A 19,699-nucleotide genomic window follows, 5' to 3' on the forward strand; every position below is an offset into this window, starting at 1 on the left:
ATTCTCTATTGGTTTCATTCATTCGTCAAGACGAAAGCATCATTCTTTTTTTGATAACTGAAATAAATGAACAGGTAAAGCAAACCGGTCAATACAGTTACCCCAATGGAGTTCGTGAAGAGGATACCGAGGAAAATCAACCCTAAGACTGCTAATGCAAAAAAGCTGATTCCTTTGTCCCATAACGTTCCTTTCCTTAGTGCCAGTACAAAGGACGCAGCACTGATAATGATCCAGATCAATAATACTGTATAGGAAAGAGAACCTGCCAGATAGCCAAATAATTTGTCACCGACAAAATAAGAAAGAGCCACACCTAGATAAAGAACACTGGTACAAAACAGCACAGCACGTTGCGGTACTTGATGCTTGTTTAAAACAGCTAGTTTTCTAGAGGAACCTTTTCGATCTTTCAAGCGGAAGAACAAAATTCTCGAAGAAGCATACACACCTGAATTGATAGACGAGAACAGAGCAAGAACAATCACGAAATTGACGATATCTGCTGCAAATGGAATATTCATTTTCTCAAATACCATCACAAAAGGACTAACGTTCGTGCCTGCTAAAGTATTCCAAGGAAAAATAATCAAAAGCAAAAATAAAGGAATAATGTAAAAGGAAATGATTCTTCCCATGACGCCTTTGATTGCTTTAGGAATCGCACGTTTAGGATCATCTGCTTCGCTTACTGTGATAGCAATCAGCTCAGAACCGCCGTAAGAATAGATAACTACAAGCAAAGAACTGATGATTCCCTTCATACCATGGGGAGTAAAACCACCATGATCAGTTAATTGTTGAAGGGTAGGGAAAACACCAGTACCCAACATTTGCTGACCGACAAGATAAGCCGCAAAAATGATCAATAGGATAATGACACTGATTTTAGCAAAGGCCAGCCAATATTCTGTCTCTGCGAATAATCGTACCGAATAAAGATTGATGATAGTAGTTAAAACAGCCAACATAAAAACAAATACCCAAGCTGGGATGTGGGGGAACCACAACTGTAAAAAGGAAGCAGCTGCAACAGCTTCAGCAATGATATTGATAATCCACATGGACCAGTAGACCCAATCGGTAAAATCGGCAGAATGAGCACCTAGATATGGACGAATCAATCCAGATAATCCGTGGTGCGTATCGCCACCACTTAAAACGATTTTTCCCAGACCTTTCATCACGATATATAAAATTATGCCGCCAATCAAAAAAGCGATCAATACAGAAGGGCCGGCGATTCCAATCGCTTCGCCACTTCCTTTAAATAGACCTGCACCAATCGCTCCACCCAAAGCTAGCATGGTGATATGTCGGGAGCTAAGTTGTTTTTTCAATTTTTTATCTTCCATAAATAACCTCTTTCTTTTAAATTCACAATCAAAATGTATAGTAAGAATAAATAGTAATAATAACAATGACTAATGATAACAAATTTTCAGACAATTACAACTATTCAGAAAACTTTTAGGCATATTTTAATGGAAGAATGATTTATTTCATCGTATTTTCATAGAAATGTTAAATTTTTATAAAAATAATAGGAAGCGTTTTACTGGCTTTTTACTATTTAAACAGGCTATCATAGGAAAAAGTGACAGAGAAAGTGAGGCGGAACAGATGAACAAAAACGACGTATTGCTAGTTGCGAAAAATAAATCACTTTATTTTTTTCCTTCCATCCGCTCTTTAGATGTTTGGTCCGGAAAAGATTTACTACAGTCGGAATTCATTAAATCAGCTCGACAACAGTTGGCAAATTATCAGCTGATCGTTTTTTTAGATTATGGATTTGATATGGAGATGGCTCGACGCGTGCGTCCATTTACCAATGCAAAAATCGTGTTATTTTTTTGGAACCACTTCAAAGCAGAACACGAGGCGATGCTGAAACAGGCACAAGATGAACCGGCAATCGATGAGATTTATCATTTTGATTTTTTGGAAGCGAAAGAACTTGGACTAAAACATAATAGTTCCTTTTATTCGAAACATATGGATTTTTCTTCTAGCGAACCAAAGACGGATCTTTTTTTTGGTGCAACAAATAACGGCAGAAAAGAACGGGCAGAAAAATATAAGCAGGAATTTACAAAAAGAGGTGTTACGACCAATTACTTTATTCTTCCGCTTCGAGGAAATGAACAACCTGGATACCTTACTTATGAAGAGTATCTGAAAAAGACTGGGGAATCGAGCGGGATTCTAGAACTGTTGCGGGAAGGGCAGCAAGGCGTGACTTTGCGAACGTTTGAATCTATGTATTTTCAAAAGAAGCTAGTGACAGATAATCAAGCCATAGCTCATTATCAGTTTTATCATCCTGAAAATATTTTTTTGCTTCAAGAACGTGATTTAGATGAATTACCGGAATTTCTGCATACGCCATTTCAGCCAATCCCATCAGAACTGTTGGAATTTTTTGATGCAGAAAATTGGGCAAAACGATTTTTCACTACTGACTCCGCTATTTATGAACAATATGAATACGATCTTTCCTCTGTTAAAAATAAATAAAAGTGCCAACCAATCATAGATGAAAATAAACAAGCGCAATTCTTATGGCAACATGAGAATTGTGTTTTTCTTTTTGATCTTTCATGGGGGTTAAAAAATGAGAACCAGCTGCTGATCCAGCTGATTCTCATCATAGAGCCTTTTATTCTGCGCCAAGGATTCCTTCTTTTGCATGGACTAATTGGGTCAAAAAGGCACAATATGGTGTAGCAATATCATATTTTTGTCCTTTTCGCCAAACGGCACCATTGATGTAGTCGATTTCAGTCAAACGATGGTTTTTGATCAGGTCTTGGTACATAGATGGGTAATGCAACCCGATGTTGTCAGGATCATAAGTAGAAGCAATATGTTGGTACACTTCTTCTTGATCTAATGTGATTCCTTCTTTTGCTGCGATAGAAGCAAACTCAGATACGATCGTTCGAACCATGCCCTCTGCCGCTTTTTGCGCACCTAGTTCAGCAATATTACAATCCAAGATCGTGCATAATCCATTTAATGTTCCGTTTACACAAGCTTTTCGCCAAATGGAATAACGAACATTATGACTATAGATTGGATTCAATTTTGCTTCTTGAAAGACTTCTACAACTTTTTTTGTAAATGCTTCGCCTTCTGGTTCCAAGTTCTCTAGTTCGATTTCTCCATCACCTAATAATGTGACTTTTCCGGGACCAGCTAGACCAGCTGTCCACATCGTGATTCCAAATAAGATATTTTTCTTTGGTACATATTTTTCCAGTACATCTTCATGACCTAATCCATTCAGTAAACACAAAACATAAGTATTCTCAGTAATAATGGATTGGATCGAACGAAACATATCATCTAATTGATTCGCTTTTGTCAAGGCTACGATCAAATCCACGTGTTCGTTGCTTTCGATGATTTCTTCTGGTGAATAGATTGGCAGTTTTGCAACTACTTCTTTGCCATTAAAGTCAGCAATCAATCCATTTGTACGAATGGCTTCAATGTGAGCAGGCCAGCGATCGATCAAAACGACCTCATTTCCGCTTTGATGCAACATCAATCCGATTCGGCTGCCCATTGCTCCGGCTCCAGCTATTGCGATTTTCATGTTTTTTCTCTCCTTTATTCAATGAGTTCCCTTTTAGTATATAGAAAAACAGAAGAAAATAGCATTGTTTTGTTTGAAAAAAGTGAAAAAAAGTGTCTTACTTAAGAAGAAAGTGAGGGATATAGATGGATATTTTGGCGGCAATCGATTCATTTAAAGGAAGTGCTTCTTCATTTGAATTAAATCAGGCAGTTCTAAATGGCTGGGAAGACCGTAAAGGAAGAAAAATCAATGTGCCGATTGCAGATGGCGGAGAAAATACTGCAGAAGCAATCTATTACGCGCTCGGGGGAACCTGGCGTACGATTGATGGGATGGATCTCTTATTTCGTCAGCGAAAAATCAGTTATTTATTGACGAACTGGCAAGGAAAAAATACCGCAGTCATTGAATCTGCACAAGTATTAGGATTAGATTTACTTGATAAACCAACGGATCAAACCATCCGACTTGCTTCTAGTTATGCCTTGGGAGAGCTTATCAAAGATGCACTGCTTCAAGAAGTGGAACAAATCATTGTCACTTTAGGAGGAAGCGGATGTAGCGATGGTGGTCTAGGATTACTCCAATCCTTGGGTGCTTCTTTAGAAGGGTACACAGAAGGAAATCCTTTGTTATCTACTAGAAAACTTCATTTGGATCGAAGGAACGTTCTTGTTTCTAAAGTAAAAGTGATCATCGCTGCAGATGTGACCAATCCATATACAGGTCAACAAGGAGCTGCTTGGCAATTTGGAAGACAAAAAGGAGGAACGGATACGACGTTAGCTTTCTTGGATAAACAAGCAGAAAAGATTGTTCAGCAGATAAAAGATTTTTGGGAGGTGGGTTTAGATGACATCCCAGGAAGCGGAGCAGCAGGCGGTATTGGCGGAGCCCTTTTTTTGTTAGGAGCGAAGATGGTCTCTGGTTTTGAGTTGGTCAGCCAAATCACTGGATTAGAAAAACAGATCGAACAAGCAGATGTCATCATTACAGGAGAAGGGCGGATTGATCAGCAAACAATCCACGGAAAAGTTCCATATGGCGTAGCAGTGCTTGCAAAAAAATATCGAAAACCAATAATCGCTATTTGCGGAAGTAGAGAACAAGAGTTGGAAGGACTCTCTGATTTTCTCCCCATTGTCTTAAGCATTCAATTAGGACCAATCGATTTAGAGGAAGCAATGGAACACAGGCAAACATTAGAAAAAACAAAAATCTTAGGACAGACACTCAGCAGATTTTTCACCATCCTCCCGAAGTAGTTGACAAAATCAATTTCTTTATGCTATCGTAATTTCAAATATAGGACAAAGTGAGGGATCCGTGCATTGAAAAATTAAGTCGATTGATGAAAGCTGCATTCAGACTGTACCTTGTGGAGACAAGGGAGCAGTGTGCAGATTTTCAGGATTGGCTTGGTTCTTTCGATGTATGGGTCTTTTTGTGTGCACCAAACCCTTGCATCCTCTTTAGCCAGTTCTGAAAATAGGACTGGTCTTTTTTTACGAGGTGATGGAATAATGTCTAAAATCGAAATAAAAAATCTGACATTCGGCTATGACAGCCAAGGCACATTATTATTTGAACAAGCCAATCTAAACTTTGACACACAATGGAAACTAGGACTTATCGGACGAAACGGTCGAGGAAAGACAACGTTACTGAATATCCTGCAAAACAAACTCCCTTATCAAGGGCAAGTGATCCATCAGCAAGCGTTTGTCTATTTCCCGCAGCAAACAAAAGAAAAAGAGCGTTTGACCTATTATGTATTAAATGAGATTACGGATTTTGAGATATGGGAAATTGAAAGAGAGCTCCAACTGATGCAAACAGATCCTGAAATCTTATGGAGAGAATTCAGCACACTATCAGGAGGAGAGAAGACAAAAGTCCTACTGGCACTCTTATTTGTGGATGACACTCATTTCCCGTTAATCGATGAACCAACGAATCATTTGGATATCTCTGGTAGAAAACAAGTAGCGGCTTATTTGAAAAAGAAAAAACAAGGATTCATCGTGGTGAGTCATGATCGGGGATTTATCGATGAAGTAGTGGACCATGTTTTAGCAATCGAAAAGAGCCAGCTGGAACTTTATCAAGGGAATTTCTCTATCTATGAAGAACAGAAAAAACTTCGTGATGAATTTGAAATAGCTCAAAATGAAAAATTGAAAAAAGAAGTCAGCAGGCTAAAGAAAACAGCGGCAGAAAAAGCAGAATGGTCTCGTTCCCGTGAAGGAGACAAAACAAAGAAAAAAGTCGGATTCATCGATACGGAATCTAGGCGAGTGAATAAAGGAGCAGTAGGCGCTGATGCTGCACGGACGATGAAACGATCTAAAGCAATCGTGAATCGGATGGAAACCCAGATCAGTGAGAAAGAAAAATTATTAAAAGATATCGAGTATATCGATGCTTTGACGATGAATAGCCAAGTGTCTCATCATAAACGGCTGTTAAGCGTAGAAAATCTTCAATTAGGGTATGAAAATCTGTTATTCGAGCCAGTTCATTTTACGATTGAACCTCATCAGCGGGTAGCAATTTCAGGTCCTAACGGCGCGGGAAAGTCATCCATTATCCATTATCTTCTGGGAACATTCAACGGCAAGGTTGTAGGAGAAAAATCCCAGCCCAAACATTTGACCATTAGTTACGTACGCCAAAATTATGAAGACAATCGAGGGACATTGGCGGAATTCGCGGAGAAAAACCAAGTAGACTACCAAGCATTTTTGAATAATCTCCGAAAGCTTGGGATGGAAAGAGATGTTTTTCATAACAAAATCGAACAGATGAGTATGGGGCAACGGAAAAAAGTGGAATTGGCTAAATCTTTATCACAACCAGCTGAGCTATATATATGGGATGAACCATTGAATTATTTGGATGTCTTCAATCAAGAACAATTAGAACAACTGATTTTGAACGTGAAACCTGCTATGTTACTAGTGGAACATGATCAAACCTTTCTAGATAAAGTATCTACTGAGATTATTTCTCTTGAGAAAATCTAAACCTTGTAATCTCAAAGACAACAAGGTATGGTTAAGGAGAACTTTGTCAACGAAGGAGAGAATCACATGCTTTATGTAACGAGACACGGAGAAACAACTTGGAACGCACAAGGATTAGTTTGCGGGCGGGCAGATGTGCTGCTGACTGAAAAAGGACAGATGCAGGCACAGGCACTAGCAGAAAAGGTAGTAGATTTGCCTGTTCCGATCACGAAAATCATCCATTCCCCTCTTCAACGAGCAAGAGATACAGCACAAGCAGTAGCTGATCGTCTCAATTTGCCAATGACCGCTGATGAGCGATTGGTAGAAATGGATTTTGGGGATTATGATGGACTGCCAAGCAAAGATGAAAACTTTCAAAAAGCGCGTTTAGCGTTTGCTGTACGTTTCCCAAATGGAGAGTCGGTCTTAGATGTGTACGCACGGATCGTTCCTTTATTGAAAGAATGCATGGAAGACGAAGAAAATGTCTACTTGTTAGTCTGTCATAATGCCTTGATAAGAGTGATCAATGCTTATTTTCATCCGATGCCTAATGAAGGGTTCTTTACATTCATGGTAGACAATACAGAATTGGTTTCTTATGAGTAATTAGGATTTTTTGTTATTTAAATAAAATGTTTCAAGGCACTGCTTTTGCTTAGCAGTGCCTTTTTTTAGGTTATGACAATTCTTTTGGCAGTATAAACCTAATTTTTAGAAATGAAATTTAATTATTTTAATAAAAGTATTGAAATTTTGTTTCTTTAGATATATACTCTAGTCATAGAAATGAAGACGGATACAGAAAAAGAGGGATAATATGTTTGGCTTTTCAATATTTATGAATGATTCTTTGTCAGAAGAGAAGAAACAGTATATCCGCCAAATGGCATCCAATGGCTTTGTCGGTATTTTCACTTCCATGCATATACCGGAAGATGATGTTTCGGCTTATCAAAATCGATTGATCGAACTAGGAAGCGAAGCGAAAAAGAATAAACTAGAGTTGATGGTCGATATTTCAGGAGAGGCATTGAAACGAGCTGGCTTTTCATTAGAAGATCTAACACCCTTGAAAGCAATTGGTGTAACAGGGTTAAGAATGGATTATCATATTTCTAATCAGCAGATCGCTGACTGGTCTCATCAATTGAAAATCAGTTTGAATGCCAGCACGATCACGCCTAAAGATATCGATGAGTTGAAAGAAGCAGAGGCTGATTTCTCACAGATCGAAGCTTGGCATAATTATTATCCACGTCCTGAAACAGGGCTGGACAAAGAATGGTATCAGGAAAAAAATCAATGGCTCAAAACTCAAGGATTCCTTGTCCAAGGTTTTGTACCAGGAGATACAGAGTTGAGAGGTCCACTGTATCAGGGATTGCCGACTTTGGAAGAACATCGAGGAATCCATCCTCTTGCAGGCGCTCTTGATCTATTAGCAAGTAACACGGATATTGTTTATATCGGAGATGCAGGTCTGTCAGAACACGTTCAGGAGCAATTTGCTTCTTTCCAAAAAGAACAGACAGTCTTGCTCCATACGGAACCTGTAGATGAAGATTTTTACGAATATATATTAGGAAAACATACGAATCGGCAAGATGATGCAAGAGATGTCATACGAAGCGCAGATGCGCGTTTTCGAGAGATTCCGCCAATCCCAGTAAGAAATACAGCTAAGCGTATGAAAGGATCTATTACTTTAGATAACGAAAAGTATTTGCGCTATATGGGCGAGATCCAATTAACTAAATATGATTTGCCAGCGGATGAAAAAGTGAATGTAGTAGCCAAAGTCATCAAAGAAGAACTACCGCTGATCAACCAAATCAAAGCTGGTATGAACTATCAATTTATAAGAAAAGAAGGAAGATAAAAATGAGCAAAATCAATTTAGAGAACCTAACAACGGAACGCAGAAACCAAGAAACTTTTGGATTAGATGAAATGAGTATTTCTCAAGCAGTCCAACTAATGAACAAAGAAGATCAGAAAGTGGCCGCTGCTGTTGAAAAAGAACTGACAAGTATCGAGCCAGTGATCGCCAACACGATTGAATCCTTTAAAAAAGGTGGTCGCTTGATTTATATGGGAGCTGGAACGAGTGGTAGACTTGGTGTATTAGATGCTGCTGAATGTGTACCGACATTCGGTGTAGAACCGGAAATGGTCATAGGTCTAATTGCTGGTGGAGAAGAAGCAATGACTGTAGCCGTCGAAGGAGCCGAAGATTCTTATGAATTAGGGCAAGAAGATCTAATCAAGCTGAATTTAACAAAAAATGATATAGTTATTGGTATCGCAGCTAGCGGTCGTACACCATATGTGATTGGTGGATTAGATTACGCAAAATCGATTGGTGCTGTTACAGGAACGATTTCTTGCAATAAACAAGCAGAAATCAGCAAGCATGCGGATTTCCCAATCGAAGTCGATGCAGGACCAGAATTTTTGACAGGCTCTACTCGATTGAAGTCAGGAACAGCACAAAAACTGATTTTGAATATGATTTCTACTATCAGTATGATCGGTATCGGTAAAGTATTCAATAACTTGATGGTCGACGTCAAACCAACAAATGAAAAACTAATCGAACGCTCAAAACGAATCATCATGCAAGCGACAGAAGCTGACTACGAAACAGCTGAAAAGTACTTTGAAGAAGCAGATCAAAATGTCAAACTGGCTATCGTCATGATTTTGACAAATAGTGATAAAGAGGCAGCTCAAGCAAAATTAGCTGAAGCAAACGGTTTTGTAAAAGGAACCTTATGAGGGGGAAAAGACCATGGCAAAAAACGAATTGACTTTGGAAGAACTGGCAAAACAAATTTATCAAGGAGCAGGCGGTATGGGCAATGTTGAAAGCATTGTCCACTGCATGACTCGTGTACGTATGAAGGTCATCAATGATGATCTTGTAAATGTCTCGGAATTAAAAGCGATTCCAGGAGTACTTGGCGTAGTAGAGGATGAACAGCTCCAAGTCATCATCGGACCTGGGAAAGTGAACAAGGTAGCGCAGGAAATGGTTGACTTAGCAGGCGTGAAATTAGGAGAAAAACTTCCTTCTGCTAGTGCAACTACAGCAAGTTCTTCTGCATCTGGAAAAGACCGTGTAAACGAACGGGCACAAGAAATGAAAGCGGCACAAAAATCGAAACAAAAACCCTCTAAAATCAAATCGGTATTAAAAGACATCTCTAATATCTTTGTACCAATGATCCCTGCATTTGTCGGCACTGGGATCGTGGCAGGGATTGCCGCAGTTTTAGCAAACTTAGTCACAGCTGGAACACTAGACGCAGGAACATGGCAACAATATATCGATGTGATGAACATCTTGAAAAACGGGATGTTTAGCTATCTAGTTATCTATACAGGTATCAATGCTGCACAAGTTTTTGGTGCAACGCCAACGCTTGGTGGAGTTATCGGGGCTGTTGTGATGCTGACAGGGATGAATCCGGAAGCACCACTGAAAAACTTGTTTACCGGTGAAGCTCTTGCAGCTGGACAAGGCGGGATCTTAGGTGTTATCTTCGCAGTTTGGTTATTGTCAATCGTTGAGAAAAAACTGCATAAAGTAGTACCTGATGCAGTAGATATCATCGTTACGCCAACTCTTTCACTGATTGCCATCGGTCTGATCGAAATTTTCTTCATCATGCCTTTAGCAGGGTTCATTTCTGACGGCATGGTCGGTGGGATCAACTGGGTACTTGGTGTTGGAGGAGCATTTGCCGGCTTCGTTCTAGGTACATTATTCTTGCCAATGGTCATGTTCGGACTACATCAGATCTTGACGCCAATCCATGTACAAATGATTGATGAAACTGGTCGTACCTTATTGCTTCCAATCCTTGCGATGGCCGGAGCAGGACAAGTGGGTGCAGCATTGGCATTATGGATCCGCTGCAAAAAAGACAAAGAATTAACAGAAATGATCAAAGGGGCTTTACCAGTCGGAATCTTAGGAATCGGCGAACCATTGATTTACGGAGTAACATTACCTCTAGGACGTCCATTTATTACTGCTTGTATCGGTGGAGGTATCGGTGGGGCAGTGATCGGAATGATCGGAAATGTCGGAGCAATCGCTATTGGACCTTCAGGAGCCGCTTTGATCCCATTGATCTCTGATGGTAAATGGTTAGGCTATATCCTTGGTTTATTGGCCGCTTACGCTGGTGGATTCGTTGCTACATTCTTCTTCGGTATTCCTAAAGACCGTTTAGAAAAAGAAGAACTAGCGACCGAAACAGCCACAGTAAATGAAGTACCTGAAAAAGCAGTACCTCAAGCTTCAGCTGAAAGTGTGACTATCCTCTCATCAGTCGCTGACGGAACAGTAGTTTCTTTAGATAAAGCAAGTGATCCAGTTTTTGCACAAAAAATGATGGGTGAAGGTTACTTTGTAGAACCAGAAAACGGACATATCTATTCTCCGGTTACTGGAGTAATAAGTTCTGTTTTCCCAACAAAACATGCTATCGGCATTACGACACCAAATGGCTTAGAAATCTTGCTTCACATGGGCATCAACACAGTTGACTTAGGCGGTACGCCATTCGATGTGAAAGTAACAGAAGGACAGCAAGTGACACCTGATACGCTTGTAGCAGAAGCTGACCTAGAAGCAATCAAAGCAGCAGACAAAGAAACCTCCATGATCGTCTTGGTAACCAATATGGATCGTGTAAAAAACTTTGTCTTGGAAAAAACAGGTAAAGCGAAAGCAAAAGCACCTGTGATGGATGTCAAAGCTTAATAAGATACTTCTGGAAAAAACGTTTATTCGGAAAAAGGGATTGTGACACTTTTTTGTCGCAGCCCTTTTTTTATTTGTTCCAGTTTTTTTATTTTTTAGAAAATGTAGTTCAAGTTAACGCTTCCTTTTAGGGTAAAATTATAGATGTATCAAAATAAAAATAATTAGGAGATAGCTGTATGAAAAAAAATTTTTTCTTATGTCTAGTCACTATCATGCCAGTTATATTGTCCCCAGTAGCCATTTTTAGCCAAACAGTCACAGTCAATGCATCAGAAATATCAAGTAATGAAAAAGAAGGAATCAGTACTCTATCAATAACAAGTCCAGTTTTTGAGGCTGATTATGATAATATTCCAGCTGATATGTTGAATGAGAGAGTTCAACCAAGAATTTTAGGTAAAGTTACCGTGTTTGTAGCTGGTATAGTAGTAGGCTATATTGTTGATGGAATAATTATTTATAGGACTGGGCAACCAGTATCACAACATATTGCAAATGCGATGAATGCTGCTAGAATATGGTATAATAATAATAAATTTACTTCTAACTTATCGACGGTACACTATGCTAATGGTGGAATATTTGGAGGTAATGGAAGACCTTTTTCAGCACAAATTTAGACGGAGATAATTAATGATGAAAAACAAATGGCAATTAATAATTGTTTTTATTATGGGTGTATGTGTAGGGCTTTTATTGAGATCGTTTCTATAAAAATAAAGAATAATAAAAAATATACAAGTAGTAGCTAAAAATTTTAATAAGCTGAACACTAAAAAATGTATCGAGGTGTCCAGCTTATTCTTTTGTGTTATTTATTTTTTTCTGCCAAAATTTGATAAACGCGTGCCACATCAGATGGTGTTCCCCGTAATTCATAATCTGCCAAGAAAGGAAAGCCGAATCTTTGTGCGTATTGTTTGGCTGTCAGACAATATTGATTGTTGAAGTTTTTATTACCGCTACCGACTACACCAAGGCAAAGTTTATGATTGTCTTCGTATTCCAGATATTCGCGCATTGTTTCGGTCAAGATTTCTGTGTCACCGTTGTCTAACCCATTCCCGCCGTCTAAATAAGTAGGAACGAAAGTAAAAAATGGTTCTGTTTCTTTCGTAAAATCGCTATTTTCATGGATTTCTTTTAAAGTAACTTCAGGATTGACAGGATTTTCTGCATGCATTTTTTCAGCATATTCTGCTAGATGTTTGGCAAAAGCACGCGTATTTCCTGAAATCGATATATATAAAATGTTCATGGCTCATCCCCCAATTCTTTCCCTTTAGTATAGCATCTTTTTTAAGTTTTTTGGTGGTGTAATTTGGAAAGGGACTAGGCGCTTTGCTTGTATAATGAGAAAAAAGTCGGTAGAATTATATTTCTATTAAAGTTTTTATTAATTAAGTAAAAATAAAAAAGGTTTGTTATACTTTTTGATAAAAGCGGTTTTACTTTGGAGGATGCTTACATGGATACAGAGCAACAGAAAAAAGGAATTGGTTTGATTCCACTTGCTGCCTTAGTGATTGGTTCAGCGATTGGAGGTGGCGTATTTGGTATTATGACGGACATCTCCGGATCGGCTGGTGGCCCAGCTATCTTCAGCTGGGTACTCGTAGGAACAGCAATGTTGATGCTCTCCTTATCAATCAATAATATCAATAAAAAACGTCCAGATTTAAAAGGCGGGATCTTTAGTTACGCAGAAGAAGGTTTTGGCCGTTTCGCTGGTTTTATCAGCGGTTGGGGTTACTGGCTCACATGCTGGTTAGGAAACGTGGCGTTCGCAACCTTGTTGATGAGTGCATTAGGTTATTTCTTCCCCGTATTCGAAGGTGGTCAAAATGTGGCATCGATCGTGATGAGTACGATCTTCTTATGGGGATATGCATGGCTAGTGAATCGGGGAGTTGAAAATGCTAGCTTTGTCAATGCTATCGTCACATTTTGTAAATTAGTGCCATTATTTTTATTTATTGTAGTAGCTATCAGCACCTTTTCGATCCAACAATTCATTAATAACTTTTCTAGCGATATCATATTGAATGCGAATGGGCAGCCGATCCCGTTTTCTAGTCAAGTATTGAGTTGCATCATGGTGATGCTTTGGGTATTCGTTGGTATTGAAGGAGCTTCTGTCGTAGGCTCACGAGCAAAAAAACAATCGGATGTTGGGAAAGCAACGATTCTAGGAATATTCGGTTTGATCATTATTTACGTCTTGGTTTCCATGCTTCCATATGGCACAATGACGATGAATCAGCTGCAAACGATCAAAGCGCAACCTGCTATGGGATATGTATTTGAAATGATGGTTGGTAAATGGGGGGCGGTCGTGATCAACGGCGGTTTGATCATTTCTTTAGTTGGGGTTTGGCTCTCATGGACGATCTTGCCGATTGAAACAATGGGGAATATGGCTGAGGACGGACTTTTGCCTAAAGCATGGGGAAAACTCAACAAAAATGGGGCACCAACTTATGCTATCGTATTGACGACGTTATGTACGAATGTCTTTTTACTTTCATTATTATTCACTGACAGTGCGTATAACTTTGCTTATACACTTGGTACAGCAGCGATTTTCTTCACGTGGCTTTTCTTAGGGCTGTACCAAATGAAGCTTTCTTATCAGCGGAAAGAATGGGTCCAATTTTTAGTAGGGTTTTTAGCAAGTGCTTTTCAAGTATGGGCCATGCTAGTCGTAGCCTTTAATGAAGTGATGCTTGTTCTTGTTCTTTTCTTACCAGGCATTTATTTTTACCTCAAAGCACGTAAAGAGCAAAACGAACCTGTACAACATATCCACTTAGATAAGATTTTACTTATCGGTGTGACGATGGTCGGAGTAATCGCAATGGTTTTATTTGCCACTGGGATGCTTCACGTATAGAAGTATAAAGAGAGGCTGTGAGCCTGTCGTTTATTCAAAAAAAGGAGCGGTGACACGAATGGTGTCACTGCTCCTTTTTTTGAATAAATGGTGTTCAAGAAGTAGCTTCTTCTAAAAATAAGCCGAAATTTCTTGAAACTGACTACTTCTGTCACAACCTCTTTTTTAATGAACCATCATACATTTTTTCGCTTGAATACGAGGTATCCCAATGCTAAGAACAAAGCAATGTAAGCTAAATTGCCAAACAGCATTTGATTAGTAGAAAGATGAGTCCATTGCTTCATGATCTCTTCGTTGCCAATTTGGTTTTGCAGATTCAGCATACTGATTGGATTCCATTTGATCCACTCCCATTTTTGAATGAGTGCGATGAGGATACCAGATATGATTGATGAAGCAAAATAAAAGACGATCCCTGCTGAGATGGAGGCACCGGAACTATTGATAAAACAAGCAATCATCAACACTAAACTTAAAATCAGCCATAAACCGATATAACTACCCAAAGTATAAGTGAACAAGCTTTGGATTAGTGTCTGACCAGTAGAAATCTTCTCCGTAAAGGAAATCGAAGGGAAAAGGATCAGTTTCATCAACACGGTGACAATAATAGCTAAAAGGTATAAATAAATAGAATAAATAACTAATGTGATCCATTTACTTACTAATATTTCTCCTCGAGAATACTTTCGATAAAGGAGATTTTTCAATGTACCATATTGTGATTCCATTGAAATGATCGTACTTGCAGCAGCAATCATGATAAAGACAATCCAAGATGTGGCACTGAAAAGCTGAGCAGTCATTTCAACTGGATCAATGATCGTCGTGTATTTTTTGGCTAGAAGTGCTGTTCCTATGAGCAAAGCGACTAATAGAACAGATAAAACAGCAGTTGACTTTTTCTTGATCAATTTAAATAATTCTTGTTTTACAAGCAATGTCATTTTTCCTCTTCCCCCTTTACTGAATCCAGAATTTCCAATAGGGAAGATTCCAAATCATTCGTCAGATGCTGAACATCTGTCACATGGATATTTTCTGCAGACAATAACTGGATCACAGTTCCTAATAATTCTTCGTTTTCTTTTAGAAGCTTGATTTTATCAGGATCTTCCAAAGAATATCCAGCGTCTGTCAAGATCGTTCGAGCAGCTTGATCATTTGTTGTAGAGATAACGATGAAATCTTGCGCTGTTTGGTTCAATTCAGCCATTGTACATTGTTTGATGATCTTTCCTTGATTGATCAGGATCAGCTCATCGACCATTTTTTCAAGCTCGCTGAGTAAGTGACTGGAGATCAAGAAAGAGGTGCCCTGAGTAGCCAAGTCGGTAATGATTTTTCGCACATCTCTTGTTGCTTGTGGATCCAAACCGTTCATCGGCTCATCTAAAATAACGATAGATGGATGGTTCAGTAAGGCAAGAGCAATTCCCAATTTTTGTTTCATTCCCAACGAGTAGGATTTCGCTTTTTTGTGAATGTACTTTTCCATCTTGAGCTGATTCACGATAGTGTCGATAGCAGATACATCGTTTGTTTCAGAGAATAACTTCAGATGATCATAACCTGTTAAGAATGGATAGATACCCGGATATTCGATCAATGCTCCTACTTGTTCTAATCCTTTATGACTAGAGGGAGAAATCTCATTTTCACCAATACGGATCGTTCCTTCTGAGTAATGGATCAGTCCTAAAATAGCTTTCATGATTGTTGTTTTTCCAGCGCCATTAGGACCTACTAATCCAACGATTTTGCCAGGAGATAAGCTAAAACTGACATCGCTGAGGGCTTGTTTGTGACCAAAGTTCTTGGATAATTCTTGGACCGAAAGACTTTTCAAAAATATTCACTCCTTTTCTATAGATAGTACAAGCATACACCTGATGAGCAGAGAAGTCGCTAGGTCATTAGTCTTATTTTCTTGTTTTTTCATAGAAAGAGGAATATCAAATAAAAAGCCCCGCTTTTTCTGATCAGTCCTTGTCTGCTTGTCTAAGTATCTAGTGACCGCTAGTGATCTTGATGCCAATGATGCTGATGAGCAGCAACCCGACAAAGAACCAAGTGGAAAGATTTAGCTTATCATGAAACAAGACCACACCAATAATGACCGAACCAACTGCGCCAATCCCTGTCCAGATAGGATAAGAGAGACTCATCGGCAAACTTTTGATTGCCTTTGACAAAAAGTAAAAACTAGCAATCATGCCAATCACTGTGTAGAAAGAATAATTGACTTTGGAAAAACCATCACTCCATTTCATCATCGTTGACCAGAATACTTCCAAAATCCCTGCTATGATTAATTCCATCCATGCCATACTTACATTCCTCCTTAACTATAAAAAATACACAAAAAGAGGAAAATCATCCCTTCAAAGACCTAATGGAATGATCATCCTCTTTATCCTACCCGGTGGCAGTTCGTATATCTTTTTCTGTAGTATAGCACACCTATCCAGATATCGGCAATCTCATACTTTTTAGTAAGGTGTATCAAGCATTGACAGATACATCATTAGCGGAAAATAAATACTTTTCAACAGCATAGAACTAATCTGTTATTTATAAATAATTTAAAAAAAACGGTAGCTGTTCCTTGTTTTTATCTATTATCGAGCATTAGATTGAAAAAAGCTTTATCTTACAATAAGTAAGGCGAATTATATAATAAAAAAATAACGAAAAATATTTAAAAATAGTGTCTATTTCGTGAGAAAACAGCTATATTTTTTATGTGTTTTGCATTATAATTAAAAAAATATTGTCATTTTATGGAGGAAAATACATGGAAAATTATCTTAGCCTTTTAGGCGTATTGATCGTTATTCTCGGGTTCGCATTTAAATTAGATTCGATATTGATCGTAATGGTTGCTTTAGTTGTGACAGCTTTGACTGGCGGTCTTGGCATTCAAGGAATGTTAGAACTTTTAGGCACAAGTTTTGTGAACAATCGTGGGATGGCGATTTTCATCATCATTATGTTGGCGACAGGAACGCTTGAAAGAAATGGTCTGAAAGAATCAGCGGCTTCCTTGATCAAGCGATTCAAGAAAGTATCTGCTGGTATGATCGTAGATATTTATGGGATCTTTCGAATGATCTTTGCAGCTTTTAACGTGAGTTTTGGTGGAGTTGCTGGATTTGTTCGACCAATCATTTTACCTATGGCATTGGGGACCATCGAATCAAAAGGGTTAGAAGTCCATCCGAAGCATGAAGAAGAACTAAAAGGGATGGCTTCAGCTATGGAAAATGTCTGCTGGTTCTTTGGACAAGTACTGTTCATCGGAGGAGCAGGGGCATTGCTAGTCCAATCCACATTGAAGGATCTAGGATATGACGTAACATTGGGACAGCTTGCTTTAGTGGAAGTTCCAGTGGCTATCACGGCTTTAGTCGTGGCAAGTGTCTACTTCTATCTTAAAGAAAAGAAGCTAGCGAAGAAATATTATTCAGAAAAGGGGCAATAAGATGGACTTTTTTACAAATCCTGATATTTTGTTAGGTGATAAATTATTGGAGATCCTTTATATCGTGATGGGACTTGTGTTGATTTACACTGGAGTAAGAAACTTAACAGATAAAACCAATCCTCATCGTTACGGCTCAGCCTTTTTCTGGACGGTTTTAGGGGTAGTTATTGCAGGAGGAAGATGGCTTCCGGCAATCGTGAACGGTGGTTTGATTTTTGCGATGACCATACCGGCGATTGCTAAGAGAGTCAGCAAAGGAGAAAGCCGGCTTCCATCAAAAGAATATATGGAAAAAATGTCAGACAAACTAGGAATGAAAATATTTATTCCAGCTTTGAGTATCGGTGTCTTTGCGATTTTGTTTGCTTTATTCACCAATTTAGGTGCTTTAGTCGGTGTGGGTGTCGGTGTTTTTGCGGCTATGCTGATCTTGATGTTCTTTTCTCGAGATAATCGCCCAAGCACATTTTTAGATGACGCAGCAGATATGCTGGGCACAGTAGGGCCGTTAAGTATGTTGCCAATGCTTTTAGCTTCTCTTGGTGCGGTATTTACAAGTGCCGGAGTTGGAACAGTGATTTCCAATGCCGTAGGTACGATCGTTCCAGAAGGAAATGTGAACATCGGTATCATCATTTATGCTCTTGGCATGGTGATATTTACGGTAATCATGGGGAATGCATTTGCGGCTATCACCGTGATGACGGTTGGTATCGGTGCACCATTCGTATTTAGCCATGGAGCGAATCCAGCGTTAATAGGAATGGTCGCATTGACTTGCGGTTTTTGTGGAACTTTGCTGACACCAATGGCTGCTAACTTCAATATCGTGCCTGTAGCGATGCTGGAAATGAAAGACAAATACGGCGTGATCAAAAACCAGTTGTTTATTGCGTTATTTATGCTGGTTTTCCAAATTGCTTATATGATTTTATTTAAGTAAAAGAGGCAAGAAGAGGTTGTGCCAAAAGTGGTCAGCTTCAAGAAATAAGAAGAAATTGACAAAAATGGCTTCTCGAATTTTTGTGGCATTTCGGCTTATTTTTCGAAGAAGCTACTTCTGGAACACCATTTGTTCGGAAAAAGGAGGTGTGACACTAGTCACACCCCCTTTTTGTTTCTCTAATACTCAGGTCAGAGCGCTGATTTCACAATCTCAGATACACGCTATTCAAAAGCTTGCATCTGCGGTAATAAGTTCAATCAAATCAAAAACATGAAAAGCTGTTTTTTTTGATTGTTCTTATTACTTGATGCAGGACAGCTTTTTCACAACCTTTTTTATATTTCTTGCCAAGAATCTATCGAAAAAGAGCGTGGACTTTTTTCGATGATATAAGGATCATGGGTCACAACGATGACTGTTTTTCCCGCGCGATGCTGTTGGAATAGCAGATCCAAGATATGGTTACGATTCTCGTTATCTAAAGAGCCAGTGGGTTCATCTGCTAGGATCAGTTCTTTGTCTTCTAGCAGGAGTTTGGCAAAAGCTAGGCGTTGCTTTTCTCCGCCAGAAAGACGATAAACTTTTGTTTTCAATGGATAGTCTAAGGAAACCTTGGCAAGAGCTTCTTGCTGCAGCTTGATTTTTTCTCTTCGTCTGGTCTTTCGATAGATGAAGGGGATGTTCAAATTGTCCATGATCGTTTCATCTTCGATCAATCCATGATTTTGGAAAAGATAGGAGATCTTATTTCTCCGTAGTAAAAGAGCTGCTTTGCTGTTGATTTTCGGCGCATTTTTTCCAAAGAGCGAGACCGTTCCTTCGTCGAATGAATCAATAAGTCCCAAAAGATTCAATAGGGTGGATTTTCCTGCACCGCTTTTTCCGTGGATCGTCCAAAATTCTCCTTGATCGATCGACAAGGAGACAGCATCAAGGACAAGTTTTTGTTTGTAGGTTTTCGTTACATGATCTAATTGGATGAGAGGCATCAGG

The 19,699-nt window shown here is 39.0% G+C and carries 18 protein-coding genes; 11 read left to right on the top strand and 7 right to left on the bottom strand.

The features are described from left to right. Nucleotides 1–14: 14 nt before the first annotated feature. Nucleotides 15–1,355: an amino acid permease gene (locus A5816_RS00875; protein WP_002374011.1), complete on the bottom strand. Its 1,341-nt coding sequence runs from the start codon at nt 1,353–1,355 to the stop codon at nt 15–17. A gap of 268 nt (nt 1,356–1,623) precedes the next feature. On the opposite strand from A5816_RS00875, the gene A5816_RS00880 reads away from it, so the two are divergent. Further along, nucleotides 1,624–2,520 carry a hypothetical protein gene (locus tag A5816_RS00880; RefSeq protein ID WP_010732040.1) on the top strand — a complete coding sequence of 299 codons (897 nt, stop codon included), beginning with the start codon at nt 1,624–1,626 and terminating at the stop codon, nt 2,518–2,520. 142 nt (nt 2,521–2,662) lie between these two features. Here the strand turns inward: A5816_RS00880 and A5816_RS00885 are convergent, their stop codons facing one another. Beyond that, nucleotides 2,663–3,604 (bottom strand): 2-dehydropantoate 2-reductase, encoded by a 942-nt coding sequence (locus A5816_RS00885; RefSeq protein WP_002374006.1) that lies wholly within the window; start codon nt 3,602–3,604, stop codon nt 2,663–2,665. A 125-nt stretch (nt 3,605–3,729) separates the two neighbouring features. Here A5816_RS00885 and A5816_RS00890 point away from each other — a divergent pair, with 125 nt between their 5' ends. From A5816_RS00890 to A5816_RS00920, 7 genes are all read left to right on the top strand, one after another. Continuing rightward, nucleotides 3,730–4,851: a glycerate kinase gene (locus A5816_RS00890; RefSeq protein ID WP_086310492.1), complete on the top strand. Its 1,122-nt coding sequence runs from the start codon at nt 3,730–3,732 to the stop codon at nt 4,849–4,851. A 258-nt stretch (nt 4,852–5,109) separates the two neighbouring features. Then, entirely contained in the window at nt 5,110–6,612 is a 1,503-nt protein-coding gene (gene eat(A) / locus A5816_RS00895; RefSeq protein ID WP_086310493.1) for an ABC-F type ribosomal protection-like protein Eat(A), read from the top strand. A gap of 66 nt (nt 6,613–6,678) precedes the next feature. Beyond that, entirely contained in the window at nt 6,679–7,206 is a 528-nt protein-coding gene (locus tag A5816_RS00900) for a histidine phosphatase family protein (RefSeq protein WP_086310494.1), read from the top strand. Nucleotides 7,207–7,417: 211 nt separating this feature from the next. Then, the gene (locus tag A5816_RS00905; protein ID WP_002373997.1) at nt 7,418–8,479 is read left to right on the top strand and encodes a DUF871 domain-containing protein; all 1,062 of its coding nucleotides are present in this window, start codon (nt 7,418–7,420) and stop codon (nt 8,477–8,479) included. Between the two features lie 2 nt (nt 8,480–8,481). Then, a complete protein-coding gene (murQ, locus tag A5816_RS00910; RefSeq protein WP_002306098.1) occupies nt 8,482–9,378 on the top strand; it encodes an N-acetylmuramic acid 6-phosphate etherase in 897 nt (298 codons plus the stop codon). Between the two features lie 13 nt (nt 9,379–9,391). Next, on the top strand, nt 9,392–11,374 hold the full coding sequence (locus A5816_RS00915; protein ID WP_002308350.1) for a glucose PTS transporter subunit IIA: 1,983 nt from the start codon (nt 9,392–9,394) through the stop codon (nt 11,372–11,374). Nucleotides 11,375–11,553: 179 nt separating this feature from the next. After that, the gene (locus A5816_RS00920) at nt 11,554–11,997 is read left to right on the top strand and encodes a hypothetical protein (RefSeq protein WP_086310495.1); all 444 of its coding nucleotides are present in this window, start codon (nt 11,554–11,556) and stop codon (nt 11,995–11,997) included. Nucleotides 11,998–12,188: 191 nt separating this feature from the next. Here A5816_RS00920 and nrdI read toward each other — a convergent pair whose 3' ends face one another. After that, nucleotides 12,189–12,635 (bottom strand): class Ib ribonucleoside-diphosphate reductase assembly flavoprotein NrdI, encoded by a 447-nt coding sequence (gene nrdI / locus A5816_RS00925; RefSeq protein ID WP_010732046.1) that lies wholly within the window; start codon nt 12,633–12,635, stop codon nt 12,189–12,191. A gap of 210 nt (nt 12,636–12,845) precedes the next feature. Here nrdI and A5816_RS00930 point away from each other — a divergent pair, with 210 nt between their 5' ends. After that, nucleotides 12,846–14,270, top strand: a complete 1,425-nt coding sequence (locus tag A5816_RS00930) for a basic amino acid/polyamine antiporter (protein ID WP_002306103.1) — start codon at nt 12,846–12,848, stop codon at nt 14,268–14,270. Between the two features lie 176 nt (nt 14,271–14,446). On the opposite strand, the gene A5816_RS00935 is transcribed toward A5816_RS00930, so the two are convergent. The 3 genes from A5816_RS00935 to A5816_RS00945 form a co-directional block, all read right to left on the bottom strand. Then, nucleotides 14,447–15,220, bottom strand: a complete 774-nt coding sequence (locus A5816_RS00935) for an ABC transporter permease subunit (RefSeq protein ID WP_086310496.1) — start codon at nt 15,218–15,220, stop codon at nt 14,447–14,449. Then, nucleotides 15,217–16,122, bottom strand: coding sequence for an ABC transporter ATP-binding protein (locus tag A5816_RS00940; RefSeq protein WP_086310497.1), 906 nt, complete (start codon nt 16,120–16,122; stop codon nt 15,217–15,219). The genes A5816_RS00935 and A5816_RS00940 overlap by 4 nt, the downstream gene beginning before the upstream one ends. 160 nt (nt 16,123–16,282) lie before the next feature. After that, entirely contained in the window at nt 16,283–16,603 is a 321-nt protein-coding gene (locus tag A5816_RS00945) for a multidrug efflux SMR transporter (protein WP_002308356.1), read from the bottom strand. Between the two features lie 467 nt (nt 16,604–17,070). Between A5816_RS00945 and A5816_RS00950 the strand changes: the two genes are divergently transcribed. Continuing rightward, the gene (locus A5816_RS00950; RefSeq protein WP_010732049.1) at nt 17,071–17,757 is read left to right on the top strand and encodes a DUF969 domain-containing protein; all 687 of its coding nucleotides are present in this window, start codon (nt 17,071–17,073) and stop codon (nt 17,755–17,757) included. A gap of 1 nt (nt 17,758) precedes the next feature. Then, nucleotides 17,759–18,703 (top strand): DUF979 domain-containing protein, encoded by a 945-nt coding sequence (locus A5816_RS00955; RefSeq protein WP_002373987.1) that lies wholly within the window; start codon nt 17,759–17,761, stop codon nt 18,701–18,703. Between the two features lie 338 nt (nt 18,704–19,041). Here A5816_RS00955 and A5816_RS00960 read toward each other — a convergent pair whose 3' ends face one another. Then, nucleotides 19,042–19,695, bottom strand: coding sequence for a putative bacteriocin export ABC transporter (locus A5816_RS00960; protein WP_086310498.1), 654 nt, complete (start codon nt 19,693–19,695; stop codon nt 19,042–19,044). Nucleotides 19,696–19,699 lie beyond the last annotated feature (4 nt).

The organism is Enterococcus sp. 3G1_DIV0629, assembly GCF_002141285.1.
Taxonomy (GTDB): Bacteria; Bacillota; Bacilli; order Lactobacillales; family Enterococcaceae; genus Enterococcus_B; species Enterococcus_B lactis.